The sequence below is a fragment of the Streptomyces sp. NRRL F-525 genome (assembly GCF_000716605.1).
Lineage (GTDB): Bacteria > Actinomycetota > Actinomycetes > Streptomycetales > Streptomycetaceae > Streptomyces.
The window spans coordinates 97,374-116,603 of sequence record NZ_JNXE01000004.1; the positions used below are offsets into that span (position 1 = coordinate 97,374).

Sequence of the window (19,230 nt, forward strand, 5' to 3'; positions counted from 1 at the left end):
ACACGTTCAGCGTGCCGGGGCGGATGTCTCAGGCAGCAGGCGCCGGATACGTCGGGTACTCGACCCCGGAGACGTGCTGGACGACCCGGACGACCTGGCAGGAGTAGCCGAACTCGTTGTCGTACCAGAGGTAGAGGATCGCGTTGTCGCCGTCGACCTTGGTGGCGCCCGCGTCGATGATCGAGGCGTGGCGCGAGCCCATGAAGTCGCTGGACACCGCGTCGGGGGCGGTGGTGAAGTCGATCTGGCGTTTCAGCGGGGACGTCAGTGAGACGTCGCGGAGGTAGTCGAGGACCTCGGCGCGGGTGGTCTCGCGGCCGAGCCGCAGGCTGAGGATCGCGATCGAGACGTCCGGCACCGGGACCCGGATCGAGCTGCCGGTGATCGGCGCCTTCAGATCGGGCAGCGCCTTGGCGACGGCGGAGGCGGCACCGGTCTCGGTGATCACCATGTTCAGCGGCGCCGAACGGCCGCGGCGGTCGGCCTTGTGGTAATTGTCCAGCAGGTTCTGGTCGTTGGTGAACGAGTGGACGGTCTCCACGTGGCCGCGCAGCACACCGTACTCGTCGGCCATCGCCTTCAGCGGCGGCACGATCGCGTTGGTGGTGCAGGACGCGCAGGACAGGATCTGCTCGTCCGGCTTGATGGTGTCGTGGTTGACGCCGTGCACGATGTTCGGGACGTCGCCCTTGCCCGGCGCGGTCAGCACGACCTTGTCGATACCGGGCCGCAGATGCTGCGAAAGTCCTTCCCGGTCACGCCACTTGCCCGTGTTGTCGATGAGGATGGCGTCCTTGATTCCGTACGCCGTGTAGTCGACCTCCGACGGGTCGCCCGCGTAGATCACCTTGATCTCGTTGCCGTTGGCGACGATCGTGTTGCTCGCCTCGTCGACGGTGATCGTGCCCTGGAACTGGCCGTGGATCGAGTCGCGGCGCAGCAGCGAGGCCCGCTTCACGATGTCCTGTTCGCCACCCTGCCGTACGACGATGGCACGCAGTCGCAGCCCGTTGCCCGAGCCGGCCTTCTCGATGAGCAGGCGGGCGACCAGGCGGCCGATGCGGCCGAAGCCGTAGAGGACGACATCGCGGCCCTCGCGGCGCTCGATCTTGTTGGCGCCCGTGGCACCGGCGACGGCCTCGGCGGTGAACTCCTCGACGGTCAGGCCGCGTTCGTCGCTCCGGTGGGTCGCGGCGAGCATGCCGATGTCGATCTGCGAGGGGCCCAGGTCGAGCGTGGTGAGGGTGCGGAGGTAGGGGAGGGTCTCGACGACGGAGAGCTCCTCGCCGGCGATCTGGCGGGCGAACCGGTGGGTCTTGAGGATGCTGACCACCGACTTGTTGACCAGGGAGCGGCTGTGCAGCAGGACCGTGACGTCCCGCTCGCGGTGCAGCTTCCCGATCATCGGGATCATCGACTCCGCGATCTCCTCGCGGGTCTTCCAGTTGGTGAACGAGTCCTCGTTGACAGGCACAGATTTCTCTTTCGAGCTAGGCGGCGCTCATATGCTAACCCGCTGTTCATCTGCTCGTTCAGCAGGGGTGCCGCCCGGCCCGGGGAACGCCGAGAGGGGCCCTGCCGACGCGCGTCGGCAGGGCCCCTCTCGGCGGTACTGGTGTCGCTTCTACACGGTCTCCGACACGTCCTGGGTCGCGCCGCTGCCCAGCAGGGCGGACGCGTTCTCCAGCGGAGTGAGGACGTGCGCGGGCACGACCTCGGGCAGTCCGTGGCAGGTAAAGCCGAGCCGGGTCATGGCCCGGATGACCTCGCCGCTGTTGAAGTCACGGGGGTCCTGCCGGGTGATGACCTGCCCCACCTGCTTGACGGGGTAGCGGCGCCGCCCGATGGTCACGGACTCACCCGTGATCAGCTCGGGCTTGATGCCCTTCATCGTCTCCAGGACACCCATCTTGGTGAGGTCGAAGGGATACCGGGCGATGACACAGCGCATGTTGCCTCACAGAGAGAAGGAGGATCGGGGGCCGAACGGGTGCCCGGAGGCGCCGAGTTGGTCCTCAGGCCGCAGGGCCGAAGGACGACCGTCGCTGCCCCCGGCTGCTGCTTCCGCCGGTGCCGCCGCTGCGCCGCGGGGCGCCACCGGAGGACCGGCCGCCCTCGCCGGCCGGACGGCCACGACGGCCCCGGGACGACGAGGAGGACGGGCGACGGGTGCGCTCGCGCTCCACGACCGGGGCCTGGATGACGACCGGGACGCCGGACGGGGCCTGGGCGCCCGTGATCCGGGTCAGCTCCTCCTCGCCGGAGCGCACCGCGGTGACCTCCGCAGTGACGCCGGCCGCGGTCATCAGCCGGGTGAAGTCACGGCGCTGGTCGGGGGTGACCAGCGTGACGACACTGCCGGACTCGCCCGCACGGGCCGTACGGCCGCCGCGGTGCAGATAGTCCTTGGGGTCGGTGGGCGGGTCGACGTTGACGACCAGGTCGAGGTTGTCGACGTGGATGCCGCGTGCCGCGACGTTGGTCGCCACCAGCGCCGTCACATGCCCGTCCTTGAACTGGGCGAGCGTGCGGGTGCGCTGCGGCTGGGACTTGCCGCCGTGCAGACCGGCCGCGCGGACGCCGTTGTTCAGCAGGTGCTTCACCAGCCGGTCCACCGCGTGCTTGGTGTCCAGGAACATGATGACCCGGCCCTCGCGCGCCGCGATCTCGGTGGTCGCGCGCTGCTTGTCCGTGCCGTGCACGTGCAGGACGTGGTGCTCCATCGTCGTGACCGCGCCCGCGGAGGGGTCGACGGAGTGGACGACGGGGTCGGTCAGGTAGCGGCGGACCAGGAGGTCCACGTTGCGGTCCAGGGTGGCCGAGAACAGCATCCGCTGGCCGCCCGTCTGCACCTGGTCGAGCAACTGGGTGACCTGCGGCATGAAGCCCATGTCGGCCATCTGGTCGGCCTCGTCGAGGACGGTGATGGAGACGCTGTCCAGGCGGCAGTCGCCGCGCTCGATCAGGTCCTTGAGGCGTCCCGGCGTGGCGACCACGACCTCCGCGCCACCGCGGAGCGCCCCGGCCTGACGGCCGATCGACATACCGCCGACGACGGTGGTCATCCGCACGCTGACGGCGCGGGCGTACGGGGTGAGCGCGTCGGTGACCTGCTGGGCCAGCTCGCGGGTCGGCACGAGGACGAGCGCGAGCGGCTGGCGCGGCTCGGCGCGGCGGCCCGCCGTACGGGCCAGCATCGCCAGGCCGAAGGCCAGGGTCTTGCCGGAGCCGGTGCGGCCGCGGCCGAGCACGTCACGTCCGGCGAGGGAGTTGGGGAGCGTCGTCGCCTGGATCGGGAACGGGACGGTGACGCCCTCGTGGCCGAGCGCGGCCAACAGCTTTGCGGGCATGTCGAGTTCGGCGAACGACTCCACGGCGGGGAGGCCGGGGGTGACCGTCTTCGGCAGCGCGAACTCGCCCTGGAGGGCGACCGGTCGGCCGCCGCCGCCCTTGGAGCGGCGCGGGGCGCTGGAGCGGTTGCCGGACGGAGCTGCCGAGCGGTAGCCGCCGCCGCTCTTTCCGGATTCCGGATTTCCATTGCGCTTTCGCGAGAAACGGTCATTCGTACGTGCGCGGTTCAAAATGTGGAACCTTCCTTGATATGGCACGTATCAAGGAATTCCCGCGGTGAATGAACGGCGCAGAGAATCGCAAGAACGAGCCGGTGGCTTCGGCGGAATATCGCCGATAGCTTGGAAAATGCAGCGAGCTGGGGCCCGCACCCCAAGGTGCGGGCCCCAGCTGCGAAGTAAACGTCGTCGTTACGCAGGAACGATGTTCTCGGCCGTCGGGCCCTTCTGGCCCTGCGCGATGTCGAAGGTCACCTTCTGACCCTCCTGCAGCTCGCGAAAGCCCTGGGCGGCGATGTTCGAGTAGTGGGCGAAGACGTCAGCGCCGCCACCGTCCTGCTCGATGAAGCCGAAACCCTTTTCCGCGTTGAACCACTTCACGGTGCCACTAGCCATTTTGTTCTCCTTCGGGGCGGTCACCGGAGCCCACAGTGTGCGGACTCCGTGTCGCCGTGATGATCACCCCGCCGGAAAAAAACCGGACACACAAAAAAATGCTCCACCGTCCCGGAGGGCGGTGCGGGCATCTGAAGGGTTTGGCAACCACAACTGCAACTGAGATCAATAGTAGCACGGCGCGATCGGCCGTGTGCGGACGTTAATTTCATTTCTCATGTCGCCGACGTAGATATTGGGTTTCGTGCCGGACTACGCCAGCGCGTCGATCCAGTCGCGCACGACCTTGGCCGTCGTCGCGGCGTCCTCCTCCAGCACGCTGAGATGCGTGCCGGCGGTGTCCACCGTGTCCCCTACACCTGGCCAGGACGAACGCCACTCCCGCGGCATGTCCGCCAGCGGCTCGGACGCGCGCACCAACAGGGTGGGCACCTCGGTGTGGTCAGGCTGCCACCCCCGGAACATACGGGTGTACGCACCCAGCGACAGCAGCGTCAGATCGTCCACCATCGTGTCGAACCTCTCGCCGACCATCAGCGGAATCCGGGCGGGCAGGGACAGCAGCCACGGCTCGGCCTCCCGGTCCGGGGTGACGTGGTACGAGTCGATCAGCACGAGCCCGGCCGGGGGAGCACCGAGGTCCGCCAGCCGGGCGGCGAGCGCGTGGGCGGCCGTACCGCCCATGGAATGACCGACCAACACGTAACGCCGGTCGCCGAGTTGATGCCGTACGGCCGTGGCGTGCGCCCCCGTCAGCGACTCCAGATCCCGCGCCACCGCGTCTCCGTCGTCGATCCCGGGGTGCCGCACCTCGAAGACGTCCCGCTCGCCCTCGAAACAGGGGGCGAGCCCCGCGTACCAGGGGCGCCCCAGGTTGCTGGCGAAGCCGGGAACACAGACGAGGGCAGGACCCCTGGTACCAGCGGCCAGCCGCAGCGGCGGCAGCGCGTGCCGGGCCGCCTCCTCGGGCTCGAAGGAGGGCGCGCCGATGGACGCGGTCACCAGGAGATGCATGGCCGATACGACATCACCGGTCTCGCAGACCTTCCGGTACAGGGCGGGCAGCGACCGCCCGGCACCGCGCCCGCGCTGACCTGGCCCCACCGGCGACGGGACGGGCGTGGCGGAGACCTCGTCGGACAGGCCGCCGCGCAGCTCGCCGTACAGGTGCTCGGCGAGCTGCTCCGTGTCCGGCCAGTCGTAGGCCACGGTGACCGCGAGGGGCGTCCCGGTCAGCAGGCTCAACCGGTTGCAGAGCATGACCCGCATCAAGGAGTCGAGGCCCAGTTCCGAGAAGTCCCGGTCGACCGCGTCGGCGTCCGTGTGCCCGAGCACACCGGCCACCTCGGTCCGGATCAGCCCCTCCAGCGCGGGCAGTCGCTCGGGCGCGGGCAGCGCCGCGAGCCGGTCCCGCCAGGACCCGGCGGCACCGTCCGCCGGGATGGCGGCAGAGGCTGACCGCCGGTTCGCACGCAACAGCCCGCGTAGGGGCGGCGGAACGACGGTCCCGGCCGGGACGGCATTCGGCGAACGGTCCAACGGCAGTGGCGCGAGGACCGGTTCACCGCTGCCGAGCGCGGCGTCGAAGAACGCGAACGCCTGCTCGGGGGAGACCGCCCGCACCGGCCCGCCGTGAACCCGGCCGCTGCGGGCCGCCATGCCCTCCTCGTCCGCCCACGCACCCCAGACCAACGACAGTGCGGGCAGGCCCAGTTCAGCGCGATGGCAGGCGAGCGCGTCCAGGAAGGAGTTCGCCGCCGCGTAGTTGGCCTGCCCAGGATTGCCCAGCAGCCCGGCCGCCGACGAGAACAGCACGAACCGCGCAAGCGGCAGCCCCTTCGTCAACTCGTGCAACTGCCAAGCCGCGTAGGCCTTCGGCCGCAGTACGGCCGTCAGCCGCTCGGGTGTCATCGCAGCCAGCACACCGTCGTCCAGGACCCCGGCCGCGTGCACTACGGCCGTCAGGTCGGGCCCGAACCTCTCCACTACGGCGGCGAGTTGGTCCCGCTCGGCGATGTCGCAGGCCACGAGGTCCACCTGCGCGCCCGCCCGCCGAAGTTCGTCCCGCAACTCCCCTGCGCCCGGCGCCTGTTCACCACGCCGACTGAGGAGCACGAGCCTCCGCACTCCATGCTGATCGACAAGGTGCCGGGCCAGCATCGCCCCCAGCGACCCGGTGCCACCGGTGATGAGGACAGTGCCGTCGCCGAGCGAGCCGTCGGTTGCCGAACCGGGTGAGACCGCCAGCCGGGGGACACTCAACATGCCCTCGCGGACGGCGATTTGGGGTTCACCGGTGGCGAGGGCTCCGAGCACCTGCCGCAGTGACTCGGGGCGGCCGTCGACGTCCACGAGAGTGAGGCGCCCGGGGTACTCCGACTGTGCGGTCCGCAGCAGACCCCACACCGTGGCGGCGGGCAGATCGGGGGAGGCCTCGGCGGCACCGCGTGTGACCACGGCCAGCCGCCCGGAACCGGCGAGATGTGTTTGCAGCAACTGCATTGCGTGTGCGGTCAGTTCGTGCGCTGCGGCGACCGGGTCCGCGCTGGCGCCGCCGGGAGCTGACAAGGAAGCCACCACCAACTCCGGCGTCTCCTCGGACCAGGACGACTCGTCGTCGGCGGAGGCGAGGAACGCGGCCAGGTTCAGGTGGTCCGTCTCCGACATCGCTACGGCGGGTACCTCGCCGGCGGTCGGAACGCTCGTCCAGCGCAGCCGGTACAGCTCTCCGGCCGGGGCGTGAGCCAGCTCCGGTGCGGGGCGGGTCGTCATCGACTCCAGCCGGGCCACGGGCGCGCCCGTCGGAGTGGCGAGGTCGAGGGTGATCGAGTCCGGGCCGGCCGTGGTCATACGGACGCGCAGGGCCGTCGCACCCGTGGCGTGCAGGGTCAACCCCCGCCAGGCGAACGGCAGTCGGGGTGCTCCGGTCGGGGGCTCGGCGAGCAGCCCCGGGTGCAGGGCGGCGTCCAGCAGGGCCGGGTGGAGCATGTGGTGCCGGGCGTCCGCGACCGGCAACGGGCCGACCTCGGCGAACAGTTCGTCGTCCCGCCGCCACAACGCCGTGACGCCTTGGAACGCCGGACCGTACGCCAGCCCGGCCTCGGCCACCCGCTCGTAGGCGCCGGAGAGATCGACCCGCGTGGCTCCGGCCGGCGGCCACGCGGTGAGCGAGACCGCGTCGGCCAGGGCACCCGGGCCGAGCCGACCCGTCGCGTGCTGGGTCCAAGTGCCCAGCGCACCGGACTCCTCGGGCCGCGCGTACACATCCGCGCTACGGCGCCCGGAGTCGTCCGGCTCGCCCAGTACCACCTGGAGTTGGATGCCTGCTTCGTCGTCCTCGGGCAGGAACAGCGGGTTGAGCAGGGCGAGTTCCTCCAGTACGGCGAGACCGCACAGGTCGCCCGCGTGCAGCACGAGGTCGGCTAACGCGGCGCCGGGCACGAGGGTGTGCCCGCCCACGACGTGATCGCGCAGCCATGGCTGGGCCGCGCCGGACAACCGGCCTGTGCACAGCAGGCGTTCGGTGCCCGGCACCGTGACCGTCTGGGTGAGCAGCGGGTGCCCGGAACCGGCGCTCGCGTTGGAACCGGTGTCGGGCAGCCAGTAGCGCTGCCGCTGGAAGGGGTAGGTCGGCAGGCCGTCGACGCGTCGGGCGCCGCTGTCCGCGTACACCCGACGCCAGTCCAACCGCACGCCGTGGACGTGGAGTTGGCCGAGCGCGTCGAACACCGTCCGCGACTCGGGGCTGTCCCGGCGGGCCGCCGGGGTGAAGAGGAGTTCCTTGCCGGTCCCGGCCAGGCTCGCCGCGGCCTGGGCCGTGAGGTGGGCGTCCGGCCCGATCTCGGCGAACGCGGTCACCCGCCCCTCGTGCGCCAGCCAGTGCACAGCGTCCCCGAACCGCACGGCCTCACGGGCATGCCGCACCCAGTACTCGGCCGACCGCAGCTCGTCCCCGGTGGCCGGTAGCCCGGTCAGGCCCGACATCACGGGGATGGTGGGAGCGCGGTACGTCAACTCGCCTGCCACACGCCCGAATTCGGCGAGCATCGGCTCCATGAGAGGGGAGTGGAAGGCGTGGCTGACCCGTAGCCGGACGGTACGACGGCCGTGCACGGCGAACCGCTCCGCGAGCGCGAGGACCAGCTCCTCCGCGCCGGAGACGACGACGGCGCGGGGGCCGTTAACCGCCGCGATCGCGACCCCGTCGGTCAACTCGGACGTCACCTCTGCCTCGGTGGCGTCGAGTGCCACCATGGCACCGCCCTCCGGCAGTTCCCGCATCAACCTGCCGCGCGCGGCGACCAGTTCGACGGCATCCGCCTCGGACAGCACGCCCGCGCAGTGGGCTGCCGCCAGCTCGCCGACCGAGTGCCCGGCCAGGAACTCCGGCCGCACGCCCCAGGATTCGAGCAGTCGGAAGACGGAGACCTCGAAGGTGAACAGCGCGGCCTGGGCGAAGTCCGTGCGGTTCAGCAGCGCGTCTGCGTCGGCGTCCCAGAGGACTGAGCGCAGCGGACGCTCCAGATGGGCGTCGAAACGCGCGCACAAGGCGTCGAAGGCGGTCGCGAACTCCGGGAAGGTTGTATACAACTCCTTCCCCATGCGCGCCCGTTGGGCTCCCTGGCCGGTGAAGAGCAGGGCCAGGCGGGCGGCGGAGTTGGTGGTGCGTGGCGGGGCGGATGCCGTCAGGTTGTCGAGGGCGGTGAGTGTCGCCGTGCGGTCGTCGGTGGGGGCGGTGGCTCGGTGGGGGAGTGCGGCTCGGGCGGTGGCGAGGGTGAACGCCACGTCCGGCAGGGGGAGTTCAGGGTGCTCGCGCAGGAAGGTGGCGGTGCGTGCGGCCTGTTCGCGCAGGGCTGCCGGGCTCGCTGCGGAGAGCAGCAGCGGGGGTGTCACCGGGCGGCGAAGGGGTGGTTCGTCGACTACAGATGCCTCGGGCTCCTCCAGGATCACGTGCGCGTTGGTCCCGCCGATGCCGAATGCCGACACCGCCGCGCGTCGCGGGCGGCCGGGTTCGGGGAGCCATTCCTCGTCCTGGGACAGGAGTCGTACGGTGCCGGACGACCAGTCCACGTGGGGCGACGGTTCGTCGGCGTGGAGGGTGCGGGGGAGCCGGTCGTGGTGCATGGCGAGCACGGTCTTGATGACGCCGCCGACACCGGCCGCGGCCTGGGTGTGGCCGAGGTTGGACTTCAACGAGCCCAGCCACAGGGGGCGTTGGGCGGTGTGGTTCTGGCCGTAGGTCGCGAGGAGTGCGTGTGCCTCGATCGGGTCGCCGAGTGCGGTGCCCGTGCCGTGGGCCTCCACGGTGTCGATGTCGGCCGGGGCCAGTCCCGCGTCGGCCAGTGCCGAGCGGATCACCCGTTGCTGGGCAGGGCCGTTGGGCGCGGTGAGGCCGTTGGACGCGCCGTCGGAGTTGACGGCCGAGCCGCGCAGCACGACCAGTACGGGATGGCCGTTGCGCCGTGCGTCGGAGAGCCGTTCCAGCAGGACCAGGCCGACGCCCTCACCCCAGGCGGTGCCGTCGGCCGCCACGGAGAAGGGCTTGCAGCGGCCGTCCGGAGCCAGTCCGCGCAGTCTGCTGAACGCGATGAACGGGCCGGGCGAGGCCATCACCGTGACTCCGCCGGCCACGGCGAGCGAGCACTCCCCGTCGCGCAGGGACCGTACCGCCGAATGCATCGCGACCAGCGACGACGAGCACGCGGTGTCCACCGTGACCGCGGGACCGCGCAGTCCCAGCGTGTAGGCGATACGGCCGGAGGCCACACTGCCCGCCGAACCGAGGGCGAGGTGCGCCTCCAACTCGTGCCCGCCGCGGTGCAGTAGACGGCTCGCGTAGGTGGCGTGCATGACGCCGACGAAGACGCCGGTGTCGCTGTCACGCAGCCCGGCCGGGTCCATGCCCGCCCGCTCCAGCAACTCCCAGCCGGTTTCCAGGAGTAGCCGCTGCTGGGGGTCCGTGGCGAGGGCCTCGCGGGGTGACATGTTGAAGAAGGCCGCGTCGAAGTCGGCCGCGCGGTCCACGAATCCGCCCCGGCGCGTGACGGACTTGCCGAGCTGGTCGGGATCGGGGTCGTACAGGTCGGCCACGTTCCAGCCGCGGTCGGCGGGGAAGTCGGAGGTCGCGTCGGTGCCGTCGGCGACCAACTGCCATAGATCCTCCGGCGATTCGACTCCGCCCGGGTAGCGGCAGGCCATGGCCACGATGGCGATCGGTTCACCGGGTTCGGCGTCACGGCCGTCTCCGGACGTACGCGCGGAGTTGTCGCCGTGCAGCGCGTCGCGCACCAGGGTCGCCACGGCAGCGGGCGTGGGATGGTCGAACACCAGCGTCGCGGGCAGCGCGAGGCCGGTCGCCGTGCCCAGGCGGTCGCGCAGCAGGACCGCGCCGAGCGAGGTCAACCCCTGTTCGTTGAACGGCACTTCGGGGGCCAGCTCCCGCACGGGTACGTCGAGAGTCCTCGCCGTCACCTCGAGAACCAGGTCGAGTACGGCGTCGGACGCGGCCGCGAGCCGCTCGCGCAGTGCGGCCGACGCGGTTGTACGTTCCGCGGCGAGGCGCTCAGGCAGTTGTTCGGCGAGCACGGCCCGGGCGATCTTGCCGGAGGCGGTACGGGGGAGGGCCGCGGTCGGGTAGATCTCGTCCGGCACCTCGAACCCGGAAAGCCGCTCCCGGCAGGCGGCCAGGGCCAGTGCCACGTCGACCCCGTCCGGGCCGGGCACGACGAACGCCACCGGCACCTCGCCCAGCACGTCGTGCCGTCGGCCGACCACAGCGGCGTCGGCGATGTCGGGGCGGGCCAGCAACACCCGTTCCACTTCGGAGGGGTTGATGTTCACACCGCCCCGGATGATCAACTCCTTGACGCGGCCGGTGACATGGAGGTGTCCGTTCGCGTCGCGCCGACCCAGGTCCCCGGTGCGGTACCAGCCGTCGGTGAACGCCTCGGCGGTCGCGTCCGGGCGGTTGTGGTAGCCGGTCATCAGCCCGGGACCGCGCACCCAGATCTCACCCTCGTCCCCTTCGTCGACCTCGGCACCGGTGGACGGATCGGTGATCCTGACGTCCAGCACCAGCAGCGGAAAGCCACGCGAGGGGTCGTCACGGGGGCCGTCGAGACGCTCGATCGCGATCTTCCCGCAGGTCTCCGTGGAGCCGTAGCCGTCCAACAGGGGCGCCGCCAGGGTCAGTTCGGCCTCGGTTCGCAGCTCGGGGGAGCAGGGTGCGCCTCCGCTGACGCACACCCGCAGCGAGGGCGGCACCGGACGCGCGGTCGCCCGGAGCGACTCCAGCAGCAGGCGGTAGGTGGCGGGCACCCCGCCGAGGATCGTGAACGGCTCGGCCGCCAACGCCTCGGCGAGGTTCGCGCCCGGCGCGAGGACACGCGCGGTCGCACCGACCGAGAGGACGCCCAACAGGCACACGGAGTGGCCGAGGGCGTGGAACATCGGCAACGGCCAGAGCAGCCGGTCCTGTTGCTCCAGTCCGAACGCCGGTACATAGGCCGCCGTCACCGACCACAGTGCCGAACGCTGCGTGGAGACAACGCCCTTGCTCTGTCCGGTGGTGCCGGAGGTGTAGTGGATCCAGGCCGGCTCGTCGAGATCGAGGTCGTCACGGGGTGCCGTACCCGGCTCCGTACCGGCAAGGCTCTCGAAGGCGATCGCGCCCTCGGCCGGGTCGTCCTGTCCGACGGCGATCACCCGCTGTGCGGAAGCGAGTTGGGCGAGCGGCCCCTCGCTCACCACCGCCACGGCACCGCAGTCGTCGAGGAAGTACGCCAACTCCTCTTCCGAAGCAGCGGGGTTGAGGAGCACGCCGATCGCCCCGGCGCGCAGCACCCCGAGCCAGGTCTCCACCAGCTCCACCCGGTTGCCCAGATGGATCGCGACCCGGTCCCCACGCCGTACCCCGAGCCGCACCAGATGCCCCGCCACCCGGCCGGTGCGCTGCTCCAACTCCCCGTAGGTGACGGCACGTCGGTCGTCCCGGTACGCGGTCTTCGCGCCGATCCGAGTCGCGTGCTCCCGCAGGATGTCCGGCAGTGTACGCACCGACTCGCCCCCGTAAATTCCCATTCCCACCCTTTCGTTCCCCCACCGTGAGCGGTCACCGTACGACAGTCGCCGTCGGACGGCTGCATAGGGCACGCTCTACGGCATGGTGATATGCGAGTACTTCTCGGCCTCGAGTGACGAGGCTGCCGTCGGTGTCCTCGACGGACCGGGCGGGCCCGACGCGTCGGTGTTCGACGTGCTGCCGCTCAAGGGCGTCGACCCGGTGGTCGTGCTGGCGCGGCTCGAAAGCATCCTCACCGACTGCACCTACGACGAGGCGCGTGCCCGCCCCCGCTCCGGGCAACTGCTCTCGGACCCCGAGGCCGAAGCAGCCTTCGTCATCAGCGTCTCCGACACCCTCCGGGACGCCCTGGCCTCGGCGTCCGATAAGCGACTGGACCTGGCAGCAGGGCCGTTCGCGGCTGTCGAAGAACTGGGATTCACGCCCACCAAGACGTCGGAACTGCTCCATCGGTTGTCCGGCCTGGCCCGGAGAGCAGCGGCGGAGAACCGGCGGCTGTACTGCTGGTGGCCCCTGTAAGAACCTCAACTCGGCATTCAGGAGCGGCCCGTGACCACACCCGGCGACCCGTCGACCCCCGAGCCGCTCGGGCCGTCGTCTCTGGTCTGGCGGTACTTCAGCGACTGGCGGGGCATGCTGATCGGCCTCTGGGCCGGTTCGATGCAGAACATGCATCCCGCCCTCGGCGCCGGAGTCGAGGAACACTCACAGTTCTTCGAGGAGCGCTGGGAACGGCTGCTCCGCTCGCTCTACCCCATCGCCGGAGTCATCTACGACGGCCCGGACGCGGCCCGTACCGCCCGCGAGGTCCGCGACTATCACGTCGGTATCAAGGGAGTCGACAGCCAGGGGCGGCGCTATCACGCCCTCGACCCGGACACCTTCTTCTGGGCGCACGCGACCTTCGTCATGGTCCCGGTGCTGGTGTGCCGGTACTTCGGCCGGCCGCTGACGGAGGAACAGAAGGAGGAGTTCTACGCCGAGTGCCTTCAGTGGTACCGGCTCTACGGGGTCAGCGACCGGCCCGCACCGGCCAACTGGGCAGGATTCACCGCGTACTTCGAGCGGATGTGCGCCGACACCCTGGAGGACAACTGGGCGGCGCGTACCGTGCTGGACATCCGCCGCATAGGCAAGCCGCCGTTTCTGAAGTGGCTGCCGGACGCGGTGTGGCGGGTGATCCGGGGGCCGTTGACCCGGCCCTTCGTGTGGCTCACGGTCGGGATGTATCCGCCTGCGGTGCGCGCCAGGTTGGGCTACCGCTGGTCCCGTCGGAGCGCGGTCGGGCTGTGGCTGGTGGGCCGTGCCGTCGCGCTCGGCTGGCACCTGGTGCCGTTCGAGCGGCGCTACCACCCACGGGCCAGGGCCGGTTGGCGCCGGGTGCGCGGTCTCGTCGTAGGACCGGTCGAGACGCCGCGGCGGAATCTGCCGCCGGTAGAGCGCCGGGGTGACGGCAAGCACTACGCGCCCGATGTGTAGCCGTGGGCGTTCCGGAATCAGCCCAGGACGTCGGGTTCTTCCTCCACCACGAGGTCGGCCAGGAGGTTGAAGTTGTGGCGGGCCATGTTGGCGTTGCTGAACTGCCGGTGGGCCAGGGTGACTTCCTCCTCCGTCATCACGCGGGGCTTGCCCGCGGCGTCGGCGAGGAGCTGCATCTGGCAGGCGCGGTCCATGGTGATGAACCACCACGCGGCCTCTTCGACGGACCGCCCGACCGTCAGCAGGCCGTGGTGGCGGAGGATGGCGGCCCGCCGGTCACCGAGGCGGACGGCGATCCGCTCGCCCTCGGTCCGCTCCAGCACCAGGCCCTTGTACTCGTCGAACAGCACGTGGTCGTCGTAGAAGGCGCAGGACTCCTGCACGATCGGGTCCAGGAGCTTGTCCAGTGAGGCGAAGGCCCTGCCGTGGATGGTGTGGGCGTGCGCGACCGCCACGACGTCCGGGCGGGCCTGGTGGATGGAGGAGTGGATCCAGAAGGCCGCCTTGTTGGTCCGGCGTTCGCCCTCGATGACCCGGCCCTCCTCGTCGATGAGGAGCAGGTCGCTGACGCGGATCTTGGAGAAGTGCACCGCGTACGGGTTGACCCAGAACCGGTCGGGGAACTCCGGGTCCCGCGCGGTGATGTGACCGGCGATGCCCTCGTCGAAGCCGTAGCGGGCGAAGATCCGGAACGCCGCCGCCAACTGCCGCTTGCGGTGGGCGCGTTCGGCCTCGATGGTCTCGCGGCTCTCGGCCAGGCGGGGAATGTCCAGTTCCTCGGTGTTCTCGAAGTCGATGTCGTTGCTGCCGGTGGTGATGGACATCGGTACGTCCTTTCCGATGCGCGGCGAATTTCTTTCAGGCTGCAACCATCTTCCATTCCGTGTCAACCTCAGAGGCAAGAAATATTGCCTCCTGGGTACCGGTGATCCAGCCTGTCAGTCACCCCTGCGCCAGGCGCCCAGCACCATCAGCGTCTTCGTGCCGATCACGGCACCCGTGCGCCGGAGCCGGTCGATGACGTCTCTCAGGTGCTGCACATTGGTCACCCGGACGCGGACCAGGGCGTCGGGGTCGCCCGCGACGGTGAAGACCTCCAGGGCCTCCGGGACGCTGGTGGCGGCCATCGTGATCGCCTCGACCTTGACGTCGCCGGCGAACCGCAGCTCGACGAACGCCTCGAAGCTGGAGCCCAGCTTGCCGTGGTCGAGGGTGACCGTGTAGCCGGCGATGACTCCGACCCGCTCCAGCCGGTCGACCCGGCGTTTGACCGCCGACGGGGAGAGGCTGACCCGCTCCGCGATCTCCGTCATCGTCCGGCGGCCGTCCTCGACCAGCAGCTCGAGAATCGCGCGGTCGACGCTGTCGATGAGTGCCGTGTCGGTCATGTGGTCCTCCTGCTGGTGCATGTTTTGTGCGGGCAAGCCTGCTCAGGCTGGGCTTTTTTGCATCACATGCAAGATACCCGCAACTTAATTGCCGCCGCCTGTGTCCCGCCGGTCCACTGGCAACGCCTGCAACTGGTCGGCGACCGCCGTTCGAGGGCGTGAGGAAGGGACCCAGCGGTGAAGGTTGAGCGCGAACTGCTCTCCGGCGAGGCCCGGGAGCTACTGGAGCTGACGGTCGACATCGCGGACAAGGAACTCGCCCCGCGCGCAGCGGAGTTCGAGGAGGAGGGCCGCTTCCCGCGTGAGGTGTTCGGCGTCCTCGGCGAGGCGGGGCTGCTGACCCTTCCGTTCGGCGAGGACGTCGGGGGAGGGGGCCAGCCCTACGCCGTCTACCTGCAAGTACTCGAAGAGCTGGCCGCCCGCTGGGCCGCCGTCGCCGTCGGTGTCAGCGTCCACACGCTGTCGTGCCACCCCGTCTCTCACTTCGGTTCCGCGGCACAGCGGGAGGCGCTGCTGCCGCGGCAGTTGAGCGGTGCGGTGCTCGGCGCCTACTGCCTGTCGGAGGAGCACGCGGGTTCCGACCCCAGCGCCATCCGGGCCGGCGCGACACGTGACGGCGAGGCGTGGGCGGCCCGGGGAACCAAGGCCTGGGTCACCCATGGCGGCGAAGCCGACTTCTACACCGCGTTTCTGCGCACGTCCCCGGACCCGCGCAACGGCATCTCCTGCTTCCACGTGGACGCGCGGTCGCCCGGTCTGAGCGCGGGTGCGCCGGAGCGGAAGATGGGGCTGCGCAGTTCGACCACCGCGCTGATGCACTTCGACGATGTGCGCATCCCCGGCGACCGGCTGATCGGCGAGCCGGGCCAGGGCCTGAGGATCGCGCTGTCCGCACTCGACGCCGGCCGGCTCGGCATCGCCGCGGTCGCGGTCGGGATCGCGCAGGCGGCGCTCAACCACGCGGTCGACTACGCCCGCGAGCGCCGGACCTTCGGCCGCCGCATCATCGAGCACCAGGGCGTCGGTTTCCTGCTCGCCGACATGGCCGCGCGCACCGAAGCGGCCCGCGCCACCTACCTGGTCGCCGCCCGACGCAAGGACTCCGGCCAGGAGTTCAGCCGCCAGGCCAGCATCGCCAAACTCGTCGCGACGGACACCGCCATGGCCGTGACGACCGACGCCGTGCAGGTCCTCGGCGGTGCCGGATACGTCCGTGAGCACCCCGTGGAGCGCTATATGCGCGAGGCGAAGATCACGCAGATCTTCGAGGGCACCAACCAGATCCAGCGCATGGTCATCAGCCGCCATCTCGCCGATTCCTGAACCGGCTTACGGCTTCTACGACTTGAACGTTCCGACGACTTGAGGAAGGCGGGCACCGTGACATCTCGCGATGCTGTTGCCGTCATAGCGGGAGGCGGCTCGGGGCTGGGGCGGGCGACCGCACACCGGCTGCACCGACAGGGCCGTACCGTCGTGCTGTTGGACCTCCCGGACAGCCAAGGGGAGGCCGCGGCCGCCGCGTTGGGGGAGCGCGCGCATTTCATCGCGGCGGACGTGACCGATCCGGGCCAGGTCCGGCAGGCCTTCGACTACGCGGTGAGCCATGGGGCGGTGCGCGCGGCGGTCAACTGCGCCGGAGTCGCGACGCCCGGCCGCATCCTGGGCAAACGGGGAGTGCTGCCCGCCGAGGACTTCCGGCGTGTGATCGAGATCAATCTGCTCGGCACCTTCCACGTGCTCTCCGCCGCTGCCGCCGTCATGGCCGACAATGCCCCGGACAACGGGGATCGGGGCGTCATCGTCTGCACCGCGTCCATCGCCGCTTACGACGGCCAGATCGGCCAGGCCGCGTACGCGGCGAGCAAGGGCGGGGTCGTCTCACTGACCCTGTCCGCGGCCCGGGACCTCGCCGACTCCGCCATCCGCGTCGTCACGGTCGCGCCGGGGCTGTTCGACACCCCGCTGCTGTCGGGCCTGCCGGAGAAGGCGCGGACCCAACTGGGCGCATCCGTACCGCATCCGTCCCGTCTCGGCTCACCTGATGAGTACGCCGCCCTGGTCACCCACATCCTCGACAACCCGATGCTCAACGGCGAGGTCATCCGCCTCGACGGCGCCCTGCGCATGGCCCCGCGCTGAACCCCCGCACCGACAAGGCCCGTTGACCCGCTCTCCACGCCGAAAGCGTCGCCCGGAAAGAGAATTCGCATGGCACACGCCGCACAAGACCCGCTGACGGAAACGTCATTGGCCGATCCACCCATCCAACTCCTCGATCCCGCAGGGAGCTTGGGTACTGACCCCCGGCTGCCGCTCGACCTGGCGACCGTCGACCTCCCCGCCCTCTACCGCGACATGGCACTCGTCCGCCGACTGGACACGGAGGCCATCGCCCTTCAACGACAAGGGGAGTTGGGCCTGTGGCCGTCACTTCGTGGCCAGGAGGCGGCACAGGTCGGAGCGGCGTACGCGCTGAACGACCGGGACATGGTCTTCCCCACCTACCGTGAACACGGCGTGGCCTGGTGCCGCGGCCTCGACCCGGTGTCGCTGCTCGGGCTCTTCCGGGGTACCACGCTGGGCGGTTGGGACCCCTACGCACATCACTTCAACCTGTACACGCTGGTCATCGGCGCGCAGACCCTGCACGCGGTGGGCTACGCGATGGGCCTGTACCGGGACGGCAGTACCGGCTCGGGCGATCCCGAGCGCGACACGGCCGTGCTGGCCTTCCTCGGCGACGGCGCGCTGAGCGAGGGCGAGACGAACGAGGCGTTCATCTGGGCCGCCGCCCAGAACCTGCCGGTGGTCTTCTTCTGCCAGAACAACCAGTGGGCCATCTCCGCCCCCTACAGCGTGCAGAGCCGGATCCCCGCGGCCCGACGAGCCGCCGGGTACGGCTTCCCGGGCATCCGCGTCGACGGCAACGACGTCCTGGCCTGCCTCGCCGCGACGCGCCAGGCCCTGGACCGGGCGCGAACCGGCGGCGGCCCGACGCTGATCGAGGCCGTCACCTACCGAGTCAACGCCCATACGACGGCCGACGACGCGACGCGTTACCGGGCCGCCGAGGAGACCGAGGACTGGACGGCCCGGGACCCGCTGGAACGGCTGCGTGCTCATCTCCAGTCGGCGGGTGCCGTAACCGACGAGTACTTCACCGACCTCGAACAGCGCGAGCGGGACCTGGCTGAGCAACTGCGCGCCGGATGCCGCGAGTTGGCCGATCCCGACGCGTCCTCGCCCTTCGAGCACACCTACGCGCGGATGCCCGCCGATCTGCGCCAACAGCTGCGCGAGCACATGGAGTTCGTCTCCACCGGCGCGCAGGACGGAGAGCGGACATGACCATCTCCATGGTGAAAGCCCTCAACGACGGCCTGCGCCAAGCCGTGGCCGACGATCCCCAAGTCCTGCTCATGGGCGAGGACATCGGCCGGCTCGGCGGTGTGTTCCGCGTGACGGACGGACTGCGGAAGGAGTTCGGCGACCTGAGAGTGGTCGACACCCCGCTGGGCGAGGCAGGCATCGTCGGAGCGGCGATCGGCCTCGCGATGCGCGGCTACCGGCCCGTCTGCGAGATCCAGTTCGACGGCTTCGTCTACCCGGCCGCGAACCAGATCATCACCCAACTCGCCAAGCTCCGGCACCGCTCGGCGGGCCGCATCTCCCTGCCCGTCGTGATCCGCATCCCCTACGGCGGCGGCATCGGCTCGATCGAGCACCACTCGGAGTCACCGGAGACGTACTTCGCCCACACGGCCGGGCTGAAGGTGGTCACCTGCGCCACCCCGAACGACGCCTTCCACATGATTCAGCAGGCCGTCGCCGAGGACGACCCCGTGGTGTTCCTCGAACCCAAGCGGCACTACTGGACCAAGGGAGAGGTCATCCCGGCGTCGGCCCTCCCGCTGGAGCAGGCCGTCATCCGCCGCGAGGGGACGGACGTGACGCTGATCGCCTACGGCCCGACCGTGCCGGTCGCCCTGGAGGCGGCCGACATCGCGGCTGAGGAGGGCCGCAGCGTGGAGGTCGTAGATCTGCGCAGCCTGTCTCCGTGGGACGTCACGACCGTCCGCGCGTCCGTGCGCCGCACGGGGCGAGCCGTCGTCGCCCATGAGGCCGCCTTCTCGCACGGGTTCGGGGCGGAGGTCGCCGCGCGGCTGCAGGACGAGGAGTTCCACTTCCTCGAAGCACCCGTCGTACGGGTCACGGGATACGACACCCCGTACCCGCCCAGCCGGTTGGAGTCGGACTGGCTGCCCGGTGTCGACCGGATCCTCAACGCCCTTGACCGCAGCCTGAGTTACTAGGA

13 protein-coding genes are annotated in these 19,230 nt (G+C 70.4%); 6 read left to right on the plus strand and 7 right to left on the minus strand.

Annotation, left to right across the window (positions count from 1 at the left end; translation table 11 throughout):
* Positions 1 to 28: 28 nt before the first annotated feature.
* The 5 genes from OO69_RS07605 to OO69_RS07625 form a co-directional block, all read right to left on the minus strand.
* On the minus strand, positions 29 to 1,474 hold the full coding sequence (locus OO69_RS07605) for a glyceraldehyde-3-phosphate dehydrogenase (RefSeq protein WP_033279688.1): 1,446 nt from the start codon (positions 1,472 to 1,474) through the stop codon (positions 29 to 31).
* Positions 1,475 to 1,624: 150 nt separating this feature from the next.
* Complete coding sequence (locus OO69_RS07610) at positions 1,625 to 1,951, minus strand: SCO5918 family protein (RefSeq protein WP_033279689.1); 327 nt, start codon at positions 1,949 to 1,951, stop codon at positions 1,625 to 1,627.
* Between the two features lie 64 nt (positions 1,952 to 2,015).
* Positions 2,016 to 3,581 (minus strand): DEAD/DEAH box helicase, encoded by a 1,566-nt coding sequence (locus OO69_RS07615; protein ID WP_033279690.1) that lies wholly within the window; start codon positions 3,579 to 3,581, stop codon positions 2,016 to 2,018.
* Positions 3,582 to 3,761: 180 nt separating this feature from the next.
* Complete coding sequence (locus OO69_RS07620; RefSeq protein WP_019056860.1) at positions 3,762 to 3,965, minus strand: cold-shock protein; 204 nt, start codon at positions 3,963 to 3,965, stop codon at positions 3,762 to 3,764.
* 252 nt (positions 3,966 to 4,217) lie between these two features.
* The gene (locus OO69_RS07625; RefSeq protein WP_033279691.1) at positions 4,218 to 12,044 is read right to left on the minus strand and encodes a type I polyketide synthase; all 7,827 of its coding nucleotides are present in this window, start codon (positions 12,042 to 12,044) and stop codon (positions 4,218 to 4,220) included.
* 82 nt (positions 12,045 to 12,126) lie between these two features.
* On the opposite strand from OO69_RS07625, the gene OO69_RS07630 reads away from it, so the two are divergent.
* Positions 12,127 to 12,564 (plus strand): hypothetical protein, encoded by a 438-nt coding sequence (locus tag OO69_RS07630; protein WP_033279692.1) that lies wholly within the window; start codon positions 12,127 to 12,129, stop codon positions 12,562 to 12,564.
* 30 nt (positions 12,565 to 12,594) lie between these two features.
* Complete coding sequence (locus tag OO69_RS07635) at positions 12,595 to 13,524, plus strand: oxygenase MpaB family protein (RefSeq protein WP_033279693.1); 930 nt, start codon at positions 12,595 to 12,597, stop codon at positions 13,522 to 13,524.
* A gap of 17 nt (positions 13,525 to 13,541) precedes the next feature.
* On the opposite strand, the gene OO69_RS07640 is transcribed toward OO69_RS07635, so the two are convergent.
* A complete protein-coding gene (locus tag OO69_RS07640; protein WP_051800830.1) occupies positions 13,542 to 14,348 on the minus strand; it encodes a class II aldolase/adducin family protein in 807 nt (268 codons plus the stop codon).
* A gap of 114 nt (positions 14,349 to 14,462) precedes the next feature.
* Entirely contained in the window at positions 14,463 to 14,912 is a 450-nt protein-coding gene (locus OO69_RS07645; protein WP_033279694.1) for an Lrp/AsnC family transcriptional regulator, read from the minus strand.
* A 177-nt stretch (positions 14,913 to 15,089) separates the two neighbouring features.
* Here OO69_RS07645 and OO69_RS07650 point away from each other — a divergent pair, with 177 nt between their 5' ends.
* From OO69_RS07650 to OO69_RS07665, 4 genes are all read left to right on the plus strand, one after another.
* On the plus strand, positions 15,090 to 16,235 hold the full coding sequence (locus OO69_RS07650; protein WP_033279695.1) for an acyl-CoA dehydrogenase family protein: 1,146 nt from the start codon (positions 15,090 to 15,092) through the stop codon (positions 16,233 to 16,235).
* Between the two features lie 57 nt (positions 16,236 to 16,292).
* Positions 16,293 to 17,054, plus strand: a complete 762-nt coding sequence (locus OO69_RS07655; protein WP_033279696.1) for an SDR family NAD(P)-dependent oxidoreductase — start codon at positions 16,293 to 16,295, stop codon at positions 17,052 to 17,054.
* Between the two features lie 69 nt (positions 17,055 to 17,123).
* Positions 17,124 to 18,263, plus strand: coding sequence for a thiamine pyrophosphate-dependent dehydrogenase E1 component subunit alpha (locus OO69_RS07660; RefSeq protein ID WP_051800831.1), 1,140 nt, complete (start codon positions 17,124 to 17,126; stop codon positions 18,261 to 18,263).
* On the plus strand, positions 18,260 to 19,228 hold the full coding sequence (locus tag OO69_RS07665) for an alpha-ketoacid dehydrogenase subunit beta (protein ID WP_033279697.1): 969 nt from the start codon (positions 18,260 to 18,262) through the stop codon (positions 19,226 to 19,228). The genes OO69_RS07660 and OO69_RS07665 overlap by 4 nt, the downstream gene beginning before the upstream one ends.
* Positions 19,229 to 19,230: the final 2 nt, after the last annotated feature.